Origin of the sequence: Ochrobactrum sp. SFR4 (genome assembly GCF_019730395.1) — a bacterium.
Taxonomy (GTDB): Bacteria; Pseudomonadota; Alphaproteobacteria; order Rhizobiales; family Rhizobiaceae; genus Pseudochrobactrum.
On record NZ_JAAPBB010001172.1, the window covers coordinates 1 to 245 of the forward strand.

Genomic DNA, 245 nt, shown 5'->3' on the forward strand with positions numbered 1-245 from the left:
TTTTCTTATGAACTATTTTCGCTAAGCCTTTGAATAAAAATAGTTATGCTTCAGCACCATTGCCGCCGGCTGCCAGATAGCGCTCTGCCAGACGTGCCCAGAGTGCGGAACCAACAGGCAGGTTGGCGTCATTGAAGTTGTATTTCGGATTGTGCAACACCGCTGAATCCACACCATTCCCAAGACGCAGGAAGCTGCCAGGTTTATGCTGCAGGAAATAAGCGAAATCTTCACTGCCCGGAATA

The 245-nt window shown here is 48.6% G+C and carries 1 protein-coding gene; it reads right to left on the reverse strand.

The genetic code is table 11. The features are described 5' to 3' along the window. Window positions 1–43 precede the first annotated feature (43 nt). Window positions 44–245, reverse strand: a 202-nt coding sequence (locus HBA93_RS22740; protein WP_353619437.1) for a M20/M25/M40 family metallo-hydrolase, incomplete at its 5' end; no start/stop codon positions are given.